At 66.3% G+C, this 13174-nt stretch carries 13 protein-coding genes; 7 read left to right on the top strand and 6 right to left on the bottom strand.

The window, feature by feature from the left end:
* Positions 1–100: 100 nt before the first annotated feature.
* The 7 genes from O5M90_RS07540 (at position 101) to O5M90_RS07510 (ending at position 6601) form a co-directional block, all read left to right on the top strand.
* On the top strand, positions 101–2197 hold the full coding sequence (locus O5M90_RS07540; RefSeq protein WP_269840544.1) for a sodium:solute symporter family protein: 2097 nt from the start codon (positions 101–103) through the stop codon (positions 2195–2197).
* A gap of 183 nt (positions 2198–2380) precedes the next feature.
* Positions 2381–2746 (top strand): 30S ribosomal protein S6, encoded by a 366-nt coding sequence (gene rpsF, locus O5M90_RS07535; RefSeq protein WP_137941786.1) that lies wholly within the window; start codon positions 2381–2383, stop codon positions 2744–2746.
* Positions 2747–2752: 6 nt separating this feature from the next.
* On the top strand, positions 2753–3100 hold the full coding sequence (gene priB / locus O5M90_RS07530) for a primosomal replication protein N (protein ID WP_262969534.1): 348 nt from the start codon (positions 2753–2755) through the stop codon (positions 3098–3100).
* Between the two features lie 17 nt (positions 3101–3117).
* Entirely contained in the window at positions 3118–3408 is a 291-nt protein-coding gene (gene rpsR, locus O5M90_RS07525) for a 30S ribosomal protein S18 (protein WP_137941787.1), read from the top strand.
* 13 nt (positions 3409–3421) lie between these two features.
* Complete coding sequence (gene rplI, locus O5M90_RS07520; RefSeq protein ID WP_262969533.1) at positions 3422–3874, top strand: 50S ribosomal protein L9; 453 nt, start codon at positions 3422–3424, stop codon at positions 3872–3874.
* A 158-nt stretch (positions 3875–4032) separates the two neighbouring features.
* Positions 4033–5454 (top strand): replicative DNA helicase, encoded by a 1422-nt coding sequence (gene dnaB, locus O5M90_RS07515; protein ID WP_137941789.1) that lies wholly within the window; start codon positions 4033–4035, stop codon positions 5452–5454.
* A 43-nt stretch (positions 5455–5497) separates the two neighbouring features.
* Positions 5498–6601 carry a PA0069 family radical SAM protein gene (locus O5M90_RS07510; protein WP_269840543.1) on the top strand — a complete coding sequence of 368 codons (1104 nt, stop codon included), beginning with the start codon at positions 5498–5500 and terminating at the stop codon, positions 6599–6601.
* Here the strand turns inward: O5M90_RS07510 and dnaJ are convergent, their stop codons facing one another.
* From dnaJ to O5M90_RS07480, 6 genes are all read right to left on the bottom strand, one after another.
* The gene (dnaJ, locus tag O5M90_RS07505) at positions 6602–7744 is read right to left on the bottom strand and encodes a molecular chaperone DnaJ (protein WP_137941791.1); all 1143 of its coding nucleotides are present in this window, start codon (positions 7742–7744) and stop codon (positions 6602–6604) included.
* A gap of 112 nt (positions 7745–7856) precedes the next feature.
* Positions 7857–9806, bottom strand: coding sequence for a molecular chaperone DnaK (dnaK, locus tag O5M90_RS07500; RefSeq protein ID WP_137941792.1), 1950 nt, complete (start codon positions 9804–9806; stop codon positions 7857–7859).
* Positions 9807–9923: 117 nt separating this feature from the next.
* Positions 9924–10439, bottom strand: coding sequence for a nucleotide exchange factor GrpE (gene grpE, locus O5M90_RS07495; protein ID WP_137941793.1), 516 nt, complete (start codon positions 10437–10439; stop codon positions 9924–9926).
* 90 nt (positions 10440–10529) lie between these two features.
* Entirely contained in the window at positions 10530–10961 is a 432-nt protein-coding gene (locus tag O5M90_RS07490) for an RNA-binding S4 domain-containing protein (protein WP_137941794.1), read from the bottom strand.
* 29 nt (positions 10962–10990) lie between these two features.
* Positions 10991–12403, bottom strand: coding sequence for a sensor histidine kinase (locus O5M90_RS07485; RefSeq protein ID WP_137941795.1), 1413 nt, complete (start codon positions 12401–12403; stop codon positions 10991–10993).
* Positions 12400–13074 carry a response regulator transcription factor gene (locus O5M90_RS07480; protein ID WP_262969527.1) on the bottom strand — a complete coding sequence of 225 codons (675 nt, stop codon included), beginning with the start codon at positions 13072–13074 and terminating at the stop codon, positions 12400–12402. Before O5M90_RS07480 ends, O5M90_RS07485 begins: the two co-directional genes overlap by 4 nt.
* Positions 13075–13174: the final 100 nt, after the last annotated feature.

Raw genomic sequence — 13174 nt, 5'->3', positions numbered from 1 at the left:
CTGACCGTCCGGGCGAGGGGCGTGCGCGCCCCGGGTTCGCCGCTATAGCCGCGGCGTGCGGGCGCCCGCATGATGCCGGCTTGAAAACAAGAGCCCGCGCGTGAGCATCCCCACCGCCCCGTCCGCCACAGCCACGCCCGCCACAGGATTGAAGGCGCGGCTGAACCGCATCTATGCCTGGTACACGCTGGGCTTTGTGCTGTTCGTGCTGCTGCTGGCCCTGCTGGAGCGGCTGGGTCTGTCCAAGAGCTGGATCGGTTTTTCCTTTCTGTTCGCCACCGTCGGCGTCTATGCCGGTATCGGCGTGCTGAGCCGCACCACCGATGCGACCGAGTACTACGTGGCCGGCCGCCGCGTGCCGGCCTTCTACAACGGCATGGCCACCGGGGCCGACTGGATGAGCGCGGCCAGCTTCATCGGCATGGCGGGCACCCTCTACCTGTCCGGCTACAGCGGCCTGGCCTTTGTGCTGGGCTGGACCGGCGGCTTCTGCCTGGTGGCCTTGTGCCTGGCGCCCTATCTGCGCCGCTTCGGTCAGTTCACCGTGCCCGACTTTCTCGGCGAGCGCTACGGCAGCAATGCGGTGCGGTTGATCGCGGCGCTGTCGGCGATCGGTGTGTCCTTCATCTATGTGGTCGCGCAGATCTATGGCATCGGCCTGATCACGACGCGGCTCTCGGGCCTGACCTTCGAGATCGGCGTTTTCGTCGGCCTGGGCGGGGTGCTGGTGTGCTCGTTTCTCGGCGGCATGCGGGCGGTCACCTGGACCCAGGTGGCGCAGTACATCATCCTGATCATTGCTTACTTGGTGCCGGTGATCTGGCTCTCGGTCAAGCAGACCGGGGTGCCGGTGCCGCAGGCCGTCTATGGCTACCAGGTGCAGAAGATCAGCGAGCGCGAGCGCGAGCTGGTGAGCGATCCGGCCGAGCAGCAGGTGATCCAGGTGCTGCGCGAGCGGGTGCAGGCCTATGAGCGCAAACTGCGCGATGTGCCGGCGGCGCTGGCGCGCGAGCGGGCCGAGGCCTTGCGCCATGTCGCCCGCCTGAAGGTCGAGGATGCGCCACTGGCGCAGATCCAGGCTGCCGAGAAGCGCCTGGCGGCCCTGCCCAAGACGCCGGCCGAGGCGCGCGAGCTGTGGCTGCGGCTGATGGCTGCCGACGAGGCCCGCGCCAGGCCGCTGGCCGGCATGCCGCCGCATGCCCAGGCCTTCGCCGGCGACCCGGCCGGCGATGCCCAGCAGGTGCAGCTCTTCGATGAGTCGCGCCGCAACTTCCTGGCCCTGGTGTTCTGTCTGATGGTGGGCACGGCCGGCCTGCCGCACATCCTGAACCGCTGCTACACCACGCCCTCGGTACGCGAGGCGCGCGAGTCGGTCGGCTGGTCGCTGCTCTTCATCGGCCTGCTGTACTTCACGGCGCCGGCGCTGGCGGTGATGGTCAAGTTCGAGGTCTTCAACACCCTGGTCGGCACACCGTTCGACCAGTTGCCGGGCTGGATCGCGCAGTGGGGCAAGGTGGACCCGGGCCTGCTGTCGGTCAGCGACATCAATCGCGACGGCATCCTGCAGCTCGGCGAAATGTATATCGGCAGCGATATCGTGATGCTGGTGACGCCCGAGCTGGCCGGGCTGCCCTATGTGGTCTCGGGCATGGTGGCGGCCGGCGGGCTGGCCGCCGCGCTGTCCACCGCCGACGGCCTGCTGCTGACGATCTCGAGCGCACTGGCGCATGACGTCTACCACCGCATCATCAACCCCCGTGCCTCGGCGACCCAGCGGGTGATGATCTCCAAGACCCTGCTGCTGCTGACGGCGCTGGCCGCGGCGGCGGTGGCGGCGCAAAAACCGGCCGACATCCTGCTGCTGGTGTCGGCGGCGTTTTCCTTTGCCGGCGCCGCCTTTGTGCCGGCCCTGGTGCTGGGCGTGTTCTGGAAGCGCGCCAATCGCTGGGGTGCGATGGCCGGCATGCTGGTGGGTCTGGGGGTGACGGCCTACTACATGATCACCGCCCATCCCTGGCTGCATGCGGCGCTGAAGCTGCCCGGTGTGCCCGAGCTGTGGTGGGGCATACAGCCGATCTCGGCCGGCGTGTTCGGCGTGCCGGCCGGCGCGGCGGCCATCGTCATCGTCAGCCTGCTGAGCCCGGCGCCGCGCCGCGCCCAGCAGGAGTTTGTCGATGCGGTGCGCATGCCGCCTTGAGCGGTCGAGAAAGAGGGCTTCAAGGTCTCTGGCCCACGGCGCATTGCGGCCGCATCGCAGTTCGCGTTATACTCGCGGGCTTTCCCCCTTGCCGTACCCACGATTGCTGACGCTGTGGGGCGGCTTCCTCAGGCCGGACGGGTTCACGAGAGCCCAGCGGTCTGGAATCCACAAGGAGTATCTATGCGTCATTACGAGATCGTTCTGCTGATCCATCCGGATCAAAGCGAACAAGTTCCGGCCATGCTGGAACGCTACAAGGGCCTGATCACCGCTGGCGGTGGTGCTGTGCATCGCGTCGAAGATTGGGGCCGCCGTCAACTGGCCTACCTGATCCAGAAGCTGGCCAAGGCCCATTACCTGTGCCTGAACATCGAGTGCAGCAAGGAAACCTTGGTTGAGCTCGAGACCGGCTTCCGCTTCAACGACGCCGTGCTGCGTCACCTGACCGTGGTCAAGCCCAAGGCTGAGACCACCCCGTCGGTGATGATGAAGTCGGTCGAGCGTGAAGAGGCCCGCAAGGCGCCTCAGCAAGAAGCCCACGCCTAAGCGCTGGTGACGCTCGCGCAGCCCAACGCGCAAACGCCGGTGAATCAACTGGTTTTGCAAGCGCAGCTGCTTGAGCTGGGACTGATCAGATACACGCCGGCCGGCCAGACGGCCCTGGACTTCAGCTTGAAGCATGAATCCCAGGTGCAGGAAGCAGGCAGGCCCCGCAAGGTCTCGATGGAGATACGTGCGGTGGCCATCGGTGAGATCTGCAAGCGCGTTCAGGCGCTTGGTGTCGGAGGCAATGCCCTGTTCACGGGTTTCCTCAGCGCCATGCGCAACGGTCGTGGAACGATCTTCCACATCACCGCCCTGACGCCCGGTCCCACGCCACATTGTTCGAATCCGGATTGAATTGAAAGAGGTCTAATATGCCCCCGCCACGTGGTAAAGGTCGCTTCTCCAAAGACAAGAAGCCCAAGCGCAACCAACAATCGCTGTTGTTCCGCCGCAAGCGTTTCTGCCGCTTCACCGTCACCGGTGTCGAGCAGATCGACTACAAGGACATCGACACCCTGCGCGACTTTGTCGGCGAAAACGGCAAGATCACGCCCGCTCGTCTGACCGGCACGCGCGCTTTCTTCCAGCGTCAGCTGACGGTTGCCATCAAGCGCGCGCGCTTCCTGGCCATGCTGCCGTACAGCGACCAGCACAAGGTCTGAGGAGACACCCAACATGCAAATCATCCTGCTTGAAAAGGTCGCGAACCTCGGCAACCTCGGCGACGTCGTCAAGGTCAAGGACGGCTACGCCCGCAACTTCCTGATCCCGACCCGCCAGGCACGCCGTGCCACGGCCGCCGCGATCAAGGAATTCGAAGCCAAGCGCGCCGAACTGGAAAAGGCCGCCGCCGAGAAGCTGGCCGCCGCCCAAGCCCTGGGCGACAGCATGAACGGCAAGACCGTGCGCATCAGCCAGAAGGCTGGCGTGGACGGCCGTCTGTTCGGCTCGGTCACCAATGCCGACATCGCCGATGCACTGAACAAGCTGGGCTTCGCCGTGAGCAAGTCGCAGATCCGTCTGCCGCTGGGCCCGCTGAAGGCCGTCGGCGAGTTCGCCGTCAGCGTCGCTCCGCACACCGATGTGGTGTCGGAAGTGACCGTGCAAGTGGTTGCCGAAGCCGAGTAATCAGGCCAAGCCCTAATGGTCAACAGCCGATCAGGCTGTTTTGATCGAGAAAGCCGATGACTGGTCAGTCATCGGCTTTTTGCCTTCTGGGCGGATGAGTTGTTCATCCGCTATTCAGCGCTTTTGCACAGCTTTATCCACAGAGCCCTGAAACCGCCATGTCTGCGATCTTCTCCTCTGCTCCTACTCCCAGCGGTCACGATGACGAAGTGGCCCGCCTGCGCGTGCCGCCGCACTCGGTCGAAGCCGAGCAAAGCGTGCTCGGGGGACTGCTGATCGACAACACGGCCTGGGACCGCGCCGGCGACATGCTGACCGACGCCGACTTCTACCGCTACGAGCACAAGCAGATCTATGCCTCGATCGGCAAGCTGATCAATGCCGGCAAGCCGGCCGATGTGGTGACGGTGTTCGAGGAGCTGACCTCGCTGGGCAAGGCCCAGGACTGCGGCGGCCTGGCTTATCTGAACGATCTGGCGCAAAGCGTGCCGAGCGCCGGCAATCTGCGCCGCTATGCTGAAATCGTGCGCGAGCGCGCGGTGCTGCGCAAGCTGGTCAGCGCCAGCGACGAGATCGCCAGCGCGGCGCTCAATCCGCAGGGGCGGGCGGTCAAGGACATCGTCGACGAGGCCGAAGGCAAGATCTTCCGCATCAACGAGGAAGGCAATCGCAGCGGCCAGGGCTTCCAGAGCATGGACAACCTGGTCGTCGCCTTGATCGACCGTGTCAACGAGCTGGCCGAGAACGGCGCCGAGGACGTGACCGGCGTACGCACCGGTTTCTACGACCTCGACAATATGACCGCCGGCCTGCAGCCCGGCGACCTGATCATCCTGGCCGCGCGCCCTTCGATGGGCAAGACCGCCTTCGTGGTCAATATCGGCGAGAACGTCGCGATCAACGAAGGCCTGCCGGTCGTCATCTACTCGATGGAAATGGGCGCGGCCCAGCTGGCGCTGCGTATGGTGGGCTCGGTCGGGCGCATCGACCAGAGCCGCCTGCGCCTGGGCCGGCTGGCCGACGACGAATGGGGCCGCCTGTCCGAGGCGGTCGACAAGCTCGGCAAGGCCCATATCTATATCGACGAAAGCCCCGGCCTGTCGCCCAGCGAGGTGCGCGCCCGCGCGCGTCGCCAGGCCCGCATCAGCGGCCAGCTCGGCCTCATCATCATCGACTATCTGCAGCTGATGAGCGGCAACGGCGGCAACGAGGAGAACCGTGCCACCGTGATCGGCGAGATCTCGCGCGGCCTGAAGGCGCTGGCCAAGGAGCTGAAGTGCCCGGTGATCGCGCTCTCGCAGCTGAACCGCTCGGTCGAAACCCGGCCCGACAAGCGGCCGATGATGTCCGATCTGCGCGAGTCCGGCGCCATCGAGCAGGATGCCGACATCATCATGTTCATCTACCGCGACGAGTACTACACCAAGGACGAATGCAAGGAGCCCGGTGTCGCGGAGATCATCATCGCCAAGCAGCGTAACGGCCCGGTCGGCACGGTCAAGCTGGCCTTTGCGCGCCAGCACACCAAGTTCGAGAACCTGGCGCCCGGCTATGTGAGTCCGGGCGGCGACGAGTACTGAGCGAGCGCTCGACAAGTGGCGGCATGCTGTATAAATTAACAGTATGCCAATCAAGCAGCCCGCCCCGAGTCAAGCCACCGTCCAGAAGGGGCGGGGCAGCGCCTGGCAGATCGCCCACCGTTTCGAGCGCGCCGAGCGCGAGGTCTTCGATGATGGCTGGGGCACGCTGGACCAGTGCGCCGAAGAGGAGCATCTGGCGCCGCAGACCGAGATCATCGAGGAGCGCGCGCGCAGCATCATCTCCAGCAACCAGTCACCCGACATCAGCTTCGATCGATCGATCAATCCCTACCGGGGCTGTGAGCACGGTTGCATCTACTGTTTTGCGCGGCCGACCCACAGCTATCTGAACCTCTCGCCGGGTCTGGACTTCGAGACCAAAATCATCGCCAAGGTCAATGCGGTGGAGCGCCTGCGCGCCGAGCTGAGCAAGCCGGGCTACCGGCCGCTGTCCCTGGTGCTGGGCACGGCCACCGATGCCTACCAGCCGGTGGAGCGGCGCCTGGGTCTGACGCGCGGCCTGATCGCGCTGCTGAGCGAATGCCGCCACCCGTTTTCGCTGGTCACCAAGTCATCGGGCGTCGAGCGCGATCTGGACCTGATCGCGCCGCATGCGGCGCGCGGCCTGGCCTCGGTCTACCTGTCGATCACCACGCTGGACCCCCAGCTGGCGCGGCTGATGGAGCCGCGTGCCGCCGCGCCGCAGCGGCGCTTGCGCACGATCAAGGCCCTGGCCGAGGCGGGCGTGCCGGTCGGGGTCAGCGTCTCGCCGCTGATCCCTTTTCTGAACGAACCGGAGCTGGAACGCATTCTGGAAGCCGCCGCCGAGGCCGGCGCGAGCAGCGCCTTCAGCATCCCGCTGCGCCTGCCCTGGGAGGTCAATCCGCTGTTCCAGGAATGGCTGCAGCGCCATTACCCGGAGCGCGCCGCGCGGGTGATGGCGCGGCTGCACGATATGCGCGGCGGACGCGATAACGACGCCCGCTTCGGTACCCGCATGACCGGTGAAGGCCTGTGGGCCCAGCTGATGCAGCAGCGCCTGCGCAAGGCCTGCGAGCGCCTGGGCTTGGGGCGCGAGCGCCGCGTCGTGGACCTGAGCCAGTTCCGGCCGCCCGAAGACGGCCAGGCTCAGCAGACGCTGTTCTGATTACTTGAACAGGTCCTTGACCCTATCGGTCCAGCTCTTGGCATTGGGCGAGTGGCGCTCACCGCCGTCGCGCAGGCTCTTGTCCAGCTCCTTGAGCAGCTTGCGCTGGTGCTCGGTCAGCTTGACCGGGGTCTCCAGGCTGATGTGGCAGTACAGATCGCCCGGGTAGCTGGAGCGCACGCCCTTGATGCCCTTGCCGCGCAGGCGGAAGGTCTTGCCATGTTGCGTGCCCTCGGGCAGCTCGATCTCGGCCTTGCCACCCAGGGTCGGCACCTCGATGCTGCCGCCCAGCGCCGCCGTCGTGATCGCCACCGGCATCGTGCAATGCAGATCGTCGCCGTCACGCTCGAAGATCTCGTGCTGCTTGATGCGGATCTCGATATAGAGATCGCCGGCCGGCCCGCCATTGACGCCGGGCTCGCCATTGCCGGCCGAGCGGATGCGCATGCCCTCGTTGATGCCGGCCGGGATCTTGACCTCGAGCGTCTTGCTCTTCTTGACCTTGCCCTGGCCGTTGCAGGCCGTGCAGGGGTCGGGAATGATCTTGCCGGTGCCGTGGCAATGCGGGCAGGTCTGCTGGATGCTGAAGAAGCCCTGGCGCATATGCACCGTGCCCGAGCCATTGCAGGAGCCGCAGCTCTTGGCGCTGGTGCCGGGCTTGGCACCGGAGCCGCTGCAGGTCTCGCAGCCTTCCCAACTGGGGATGCGGATCTGGGTTTCCTTGCCGCGCGCGGCCTCTTCCAGCGTGATCTCCATCGCGTAGGACAGATCGCTGCCGCGATAGACCTGCTGGCCGCCGCCCGCACGCCGGCCGCCGCCCTGCTGGCCGCCGAAGATGTCGCCGAAGATGTCGCCGAAGGCCTCGGCGAAGCCGCCAAAGCCTTCCGCACCGGGGCCGCCGCCGCGGTTGGGGTCGACGCCGGCATGGCCGTACTGGTCATAGGCCGCGCGCTTTTGCGCGTCCGACAGCATCTCGTAGGCTTCCTTGGCCTCCTTGAACTGCTCCTCGGCCTTCTTCGCACCCTCGCCCTGATTGCGGTCGGGGTGGTGCTTCATGGCCAGCTTGCGGTAGGCCTTCTTGATCTCGTCCTCGGTGGCGGTCTTGGCCACACCGAGGATTTCGTAATAGTCGCGCTTTGCCATGGGCGGGTTCCGAGCCAAAAATCACATTGCTTAAACAACAGCGCCGCGACGCGCTTTTGAGGCTGCGGCGCGGCGACAGCGCCGGACCCTGGTCCGGCGCACCCTGCTGGACTTACTTGCTGTCCTTGACTTCCTTGAACTCGGCGTCGACCACATTGTCGTCAGCCGCCGGCTTGGCCGAAGCCGCTTGCGGCTGCTCGGCCGCACCGGTGGCGGCAGCGGCCGCCGCTTCGGCGCCCTGGGCATCGGCGTACATCTTTTCGCCGAGCTTCTGGCTGGCCGTCATCAAGGTCTCGGTCTTGGCTTCGATCGCGGCCTTGTCGTCGCCCTTGATGGCTTCTTCAACGTCCTTGATCGCAGCTTCGATCTTCTCCTTGTCGGCGGCGTCGAGCTTGTCGCCATGCTCGGCCAGCGACTTCTGCACGCTGTGCACCATGCCATCGGCCTGGTTCTTGGCCTGCACCAGTTCGACCTTCTTCTTGTCCTCGACCGCGTTGGCCTCGGCGTCCTTGACCATCTTCTCGATCTCGGCTTCCGACAGGCCCGAGTTCGCCTTGATGGTGATCTTGTTTTCCTTGCCGGTGCCCTTGTCCTTGGCGCCGACATGCAGGATGCCGTTGGCGTCGATGTCGAAGCTGACTTCGATCTGCGGCGTGCCGCGCGGTGCCGGCGGAATGCCTTCCAGATTGAACTCGCCCAGGCTCTTGTTGCCCGAGGCCAGCTCGCGCTCGCCCTGGAACACCTTGATGGTCACGGCCGGCTGGTTGTCGTCGGCAGTCGAGAATGTCTGGCTGAACTTGGTCGGGATGGTCGTGTTCTTCGCGATCATCTTGGTCATCACGCCGCCCAGGGTCTCGATGCCCAGGCTCAGCGGCGTCACGTCCAGCAGCAGCACGTCCTTGCGCTCGCCGCCCAGCACCTGGCCCTGGATCGCGGCACCGACGGCCACGGCCTCATCGGGGTTGACGTCCTTGCGCGGTTCCTTGCCGAAGAACTCCTTGACCTTCTCCTGCACCTTGGGCATGCGGGTCATGCCGCCGACCAGGATCACATCGTCGATCGCGGACACGGCCACGCCGGCATCCTTGATCGCGGTGCGGCAGGGGGCGATGGTGCGCTCGATCAGCTCTTCAACCAGCGACTCCAGCTTGGCTCGGGTCAGCTTGATGTTCAGGTGCTTCGGGCCCGACGCGTCGGCCGTGATGTAGGGCAGGTTGACATCGGTCTGCGAGGAGTTCGACAGCTCGATCTTGGCCTTCTCAGCAGCTTCCTTCAGGCGCTGCAGCGCCAGCACGTCCTTGGTCAGATCGACGCCCTGTTCCTTTTTGAACTCGGTGACGATGTAGTCGATGATGCGCTGGTCGAAGTCTTCGCCGCCCAGGAAGGTGTCGCCGTTGGTCGACAGCACTTCGAACTGCATCTCGCCATCGACATCGGCGATCTCGATGATCGACACGTCGAAGGTGCCGCCGCCCAGGTCATAGACGGCGATCTTGCGGTCACCCTTGCCATGCTTGTCCAGGCCGAAGGCCAGGGCCGCGGCAGTGGGCTCGTTGATGATGCGCTTGACGTCCAGACCGGCGATGCGGCCGGCGTCCTTGGTGGCCTGGCGCTGGGCATCGTTGAAGTAGGCCGGCACCGTGATCACGGCCTCGGTCACTTCCTCGCCGAGATAGTCCTCGGCGGTCTTCTTCATCTTGCGCAGGATCTCGGCCGAGACCTGGGGCGGCGCCAGCTTCTTGCCGCGCACTTCCACCCAGGCGTCGCCGTTGTCGGCGGCCGCGATGGTGTAGGGCATCAGGTCGATGTCCTTCTGCACTTCCTTCTCGGTGAACTTGCGGCCGATCAGGCGCTTCACCGCGTAGATGGTGTTCTTCGGGTTGGTGACGGCCTGGCGCTTGGCCGAGGCGCCGACCAGGATCTCGCCATCTTCCTGGTAGGCAATGATGGACGGCGTGGTGCGAGCGCCTTCGGCGTTCTCGATCACACGCGTCGTGTTGCCTTCCATGACCGAGACGCACGAGTTCGTGGTGCCCAGGTCAATACCGATGATCTTTCCCATGTGTGACTCCTGAAATTGCTTGATTTCCGCTCAATCCGCCGATGGCGATCTGCTGAGCGTTGACTGAAGATGAAATGTGGATAAGTCGCTGCTTTTCAAGGGGCAGCGACCTGTGAATTACTTGGGCGCGGCGACCGTGATCAGCGCCGGGCGCAGCACGCGCTCGGCAATCGAGTAGCCTTTTTGCAGCACCATCACGACCGTGTTGGCTTCCTGCTCGGCCGGCACCATCGAGATGGCCTGGTGCTGGTGCGGGTCGAACTTGCTGCCGGGGGCCGGGTTGATCTCGATGACCTTGTTGCGCTCCAGCGCGGCGGCCAGCTGGCGGCGGGTGGCGTGCACGCCTTCGAGCACGGTCTCGACCTTGGCCTCGGGCATCGCGATGGCCGCTTCCATGCTGTCCATCACCGGCAGCATGGCTTCGGCAAAGCCTTCGACGGCGAACTTGCGCGCCTTGGCCATCTCGTCTTCCGAGCGGCGGCGGATGTTCTCGACCTCGGCCTTGGCGCGCAGATAGGCGTCCGACATCTCGGCCAGACGGGCTTCCAGTTCGGCCAGCTTGGCCTCGGGGCTGGGGGCCTCGGCCTGCTCGACCGGGACTTCTTGGGGGGTGGGGGCGTTGTCGGTAGTCATGGTGGCAAGAGAAGCAATCGCGCCCAAATGGGCGCTTTGTCCTGGATTTCAAGAGGGGGATTGTCGCCGGGATGCCCGGAGAAACCTGAATCAGTCCAGATCGGGGTCCTCGGCCGTGGCCGACCAGCGGTCCCAGTCGGCCAGACGGCGCCGGTCCAGCTTGGTCGGCCGGCCCTGGACAATGGTCTGGGCCGGCTCCGGCGCGAGCCGGCGCGCCTCGGCCGCGCGCTCGCGCAGCAACAGGCTTTCCGGCGTTTCTTCATAGAGGGCCTGGGCCTGTGGCGCCGGGCCACGGATGTGGCTGAGCCCGCGCACCCAGACCTCGCGCTCGACCACGCCCTGGCGCAACCGCACGCGGTCACCCAGCTTCAGCTCGCGCGAGGCCTTGGCGGCCTGGCCATTGATCTGGACCCGGCCCTTGCCGATCTCCTCGACCGCCAGCGCGCGGGTCTTGAAAAAGCGCGCCGCCCACAGCCATTTGTCCAAACGCAGGCCGGCAGCGGCCTGTTCCTGTTGTTTCATCGTGCGATTTTATCCAGCCGCGGCGCCGCTCAGCCGGCCAGCGGCAGCCGCACGCGGGCGTCCAGGCCGCTGACTTCCTGCCCATCGAGCCGGTTGTTCAGCTCGATGCTGCCGGCCAGCGACTGCACGATCTCATGGCAGATCGCCAGCCCCAGGCCCGAGCCCTTGCGCGGATCGCCGGCCGCGAAGGGCAGGAAGAGCTGGGTCTGCTGGGCCGCGCTCAGCCCGGGGCCCGAATCGGCCACGGTCAGCACCGCCACCCGCGCGTCGACCAGCAGCCGGATGTGCAGGCGCCCGCCGACCGGCGTGTGGTGGATGGCGTTGTGGATCAGGTTGCGGGTCAGCTCGCGCAGGGCCCACTCATGGCTGCGTATCGGCGCGGCCTGGGTCTCGATATCGAAGTCCAGCTGCTGCTCGGCGATCAGCGGTGCCACATCCAGCGCCACCGCCCGCGTCACTTCGGCCCAGTCCTGCACCGGCATGGCCTCGACCTGGTGGCGCAGCTGCTCGACCTTGGCCAGCGCCAGCATCTGGTTGGCCACCTGGGTGGCGCGCGCCACCGTGGTGTCGATCTCGGCCAGCGCCTGCAGCGGCTCGACATCGCCCTGGCGGGCGCTCTGCACCTGGGTCTTCAGCACCGCCAGCGGGGTCTTCAGCTGGTGCGAGGCGTCGCGCACAAAGCGCTTCTGGTGCTCCAGCAAGGCCTTCAGCCGCGCCACCACCTGGTTGGTCGCATCGACCAGCGGCTGCCATTCGCGCGGCGCGTCGGGCGCATCGACCGGCGACAGATCACCCTCGGTGCGCTCGCGCAGCTGGGCCGAGAGCCGGCGCACCGGCAGCGTGGCGCGCTGCACCACCAGCACGACGACGATCACGATCACCAGCACCAGCAGGGCCTGGCGCCACAGGGTCTCGGTCAGGATCTGCTGGGCCAGGGTGTGGCGCAGCTCCAGCGTCTCGGCCACCTGGATGGTCGCCATGCCCTGGCCGGCGATGCCGGCCACCGGCTGCAGCAGCACCGCGACGCGGATCGGCTCGCCGCGGTAGTGGTCGTCGTAGAAGGAGACGAGCGCGGCGTAAGGACTCTTGGCCGGCAGCTTGCCGTGCCAGGCCGGCAGGTCCTCGAATCCGGACACCATCTCGCCGTCGAAGCCGCTGACGCGGTAGAAGATGCGGCTGCGGTTGTCGGCCTCGAAGGGCTCCAACGCCGAATACAGCACGGTGGCACGCAGCTGGGCGCGGCTGCCATCCGAGGTGACTTCCAGCAGCTCGCCGATCGACTTGGCCGAGGCCAGCAGGGTGCGGTCGTAGGCGGTGTCGGCGGCGCGCAAGGCCTGCTGGTACAGGCTCCAGCTGTTGAAAGCGATCAGCGCGACCACCGGCAGCAAAATGCCCAGGGTCAGGCGCCGCCGCAGCGAGGAGGGGCGGTGGGGCCGCTTCATGCGCCTGCCTTCAGCAGATAGCCCAGGCCGCGCAGCGTCACCAGCTGCGCGCCGGTATGGGCGATGCGCTTGCGCAGCCGGTAGGCCACCACCTCGATGGCCTCCAGCTGCACGTCCAGCTCACCCGGGAAGACCAGCTCGAACAACCGCTCCTTGGCGATCGCATGGCCGGGCCGTGCCAGCAGCGCGCGCAGCAGCGCGCTCTCGCGCGGTGTCAGCTCCAGCACCTGGTCCTCGAAGTAGACCGCGCCGCTGTCCCCGTCCAGCTGCATGCCGCAAAAGGCGGTCTGGCGCTGCGGCGCCGGACTGACCCCGCTGCGCCGGCCCAGCGCCTGGATGCGGGCCATCAGCTCGTCCAGATCGAAGGGCTTGGGCAGGTAGTCGTCGGCACCGACGTTCAGGCCGAGGATGCGGTCGCCGACCGTGCCGCGGGCGGTCAGTATCAGCACCGGGGTCTTCTGTCCGTCGGCGCGTGCGCGGGCCAGCACGTCCAGCCCGTCCAGCCCCGGCAGGCTCAGGTCCAGCACCACGACATCGGGCCGCCACTGCGCCCAGCGCTCCAGCGCCTTGAGCCCGTCGCCGACCGCCTGCACCTGCAGGCCGCGGCGCTCGAAGCTGCGCGTCAGGCTCAGCTGCATCGCCGGGTCGTCCTCTACCAGAAGCAGTTTCATGGGGCGCGAGCCTAGCATTTTCCCTAGGTCCCGCGACAGCGGACTGACAGCCTTGACAGCGAGGATCGCCACTGTTCACTCAAACCACAATAGGAGACAA

Source organism: Paucibacter sp. M5-1 (genome assembly GCF_027498415.2).
In the GTDB taxonomy this organism is placed as follows: Bacteria; Pseudomonadota; Gammaproteobacteria; order Burkholderiales; family Burkholderiaceae_C; genus Roseateles_E.
The sequence above is the reverse complement of the archived record's forward strand: the minus strand, read 5'-3'. Positions and strand labels throughout refer to the sequence as shown.

What these genes read in the sequence shown, in the direction of transcription:
- O5M90_RS07485 (WP_137941795.1), bottom strand. Translation starts at nt 12,403, where the DNA reads ATGAAGCGGCCCCACCGCCCCTCCTCGCTGCGGCGGCGCCTGACCCTG.
- rpsF (WP_137941786.1), top strand. Translation starts at nt 2,381, where the DNA reads ATGCGTCATTACGAGATCGTTCTGCTGATCCATCCGGATCAAAGCGAA.
- grpE (WP_137941793.1), bottom strand. Translation starts at nt 10,439, where the DNA reads ATGACTACCGACAACGCCCCCACCCCCCAAGAAGTCCCGGTCGAGCAG.
- O5M90_RS07490 (WP_137941794.1), bottom strand. Translation starts at nt 10,961, where the DNA reads ATGAAACAACAGGAACAGGCCGCTGCCGGCCTGCGTTTGGACAAATGG.
- O5M90_RS07510 (WP_269840543.1), top strand. Translation starts at nt 5,498, where the DNA reads ATGCCAATCAAGCAGCCCGCCCCGAGTCAAGCCACCGTCCAGAAGGGG.
- dnaJ (WP_137941791.1), bottom strand. Translation starts at nt 7,744, where the DNA reads ATGGCAAAGCGCGACTATTACGAAATCCTCGGTGTGGCCAAGACCGCC.
- O5M90_RS07480 (WP_262969527.1), bottom strand. Translation starts at nt 13,074, where the DNA reads ATGAAACTGCTTCTGGTAGAGGACGACCCGGCGATGCAGCTGAGCCTG.
- dnaK (WP_137941792.1), bottom strand. Translation starts at nt 9,806, where the DNA reads ATGGGAAAGATCATCGGTATTGACCTGGGCACCACGAACTCGTGCGTC.
- dnaB (WP_137941789.1), top strand. Translation starts at nt 4,033, where the DNA reads ATGTCTGCGATCTTCTCCTCTGCTCCTACTCCCAGCGGTCACGATGAC.
- rplI (WP_262969533.1), top strand. Translation starts at nt 3,422, where the DNA reads ATGCAAATCATCCTGCTTGAAAAGGTCGCGAACCTCGGCAACCTCGGC.
- rpsR (WP_137941787.1), top strand. Translation starts at nt 3,118, where the DNA reads ATGCCCCCGCCACGTGGTAAAGGTCGCTTCTCCAAAGACAAGAAGCCC.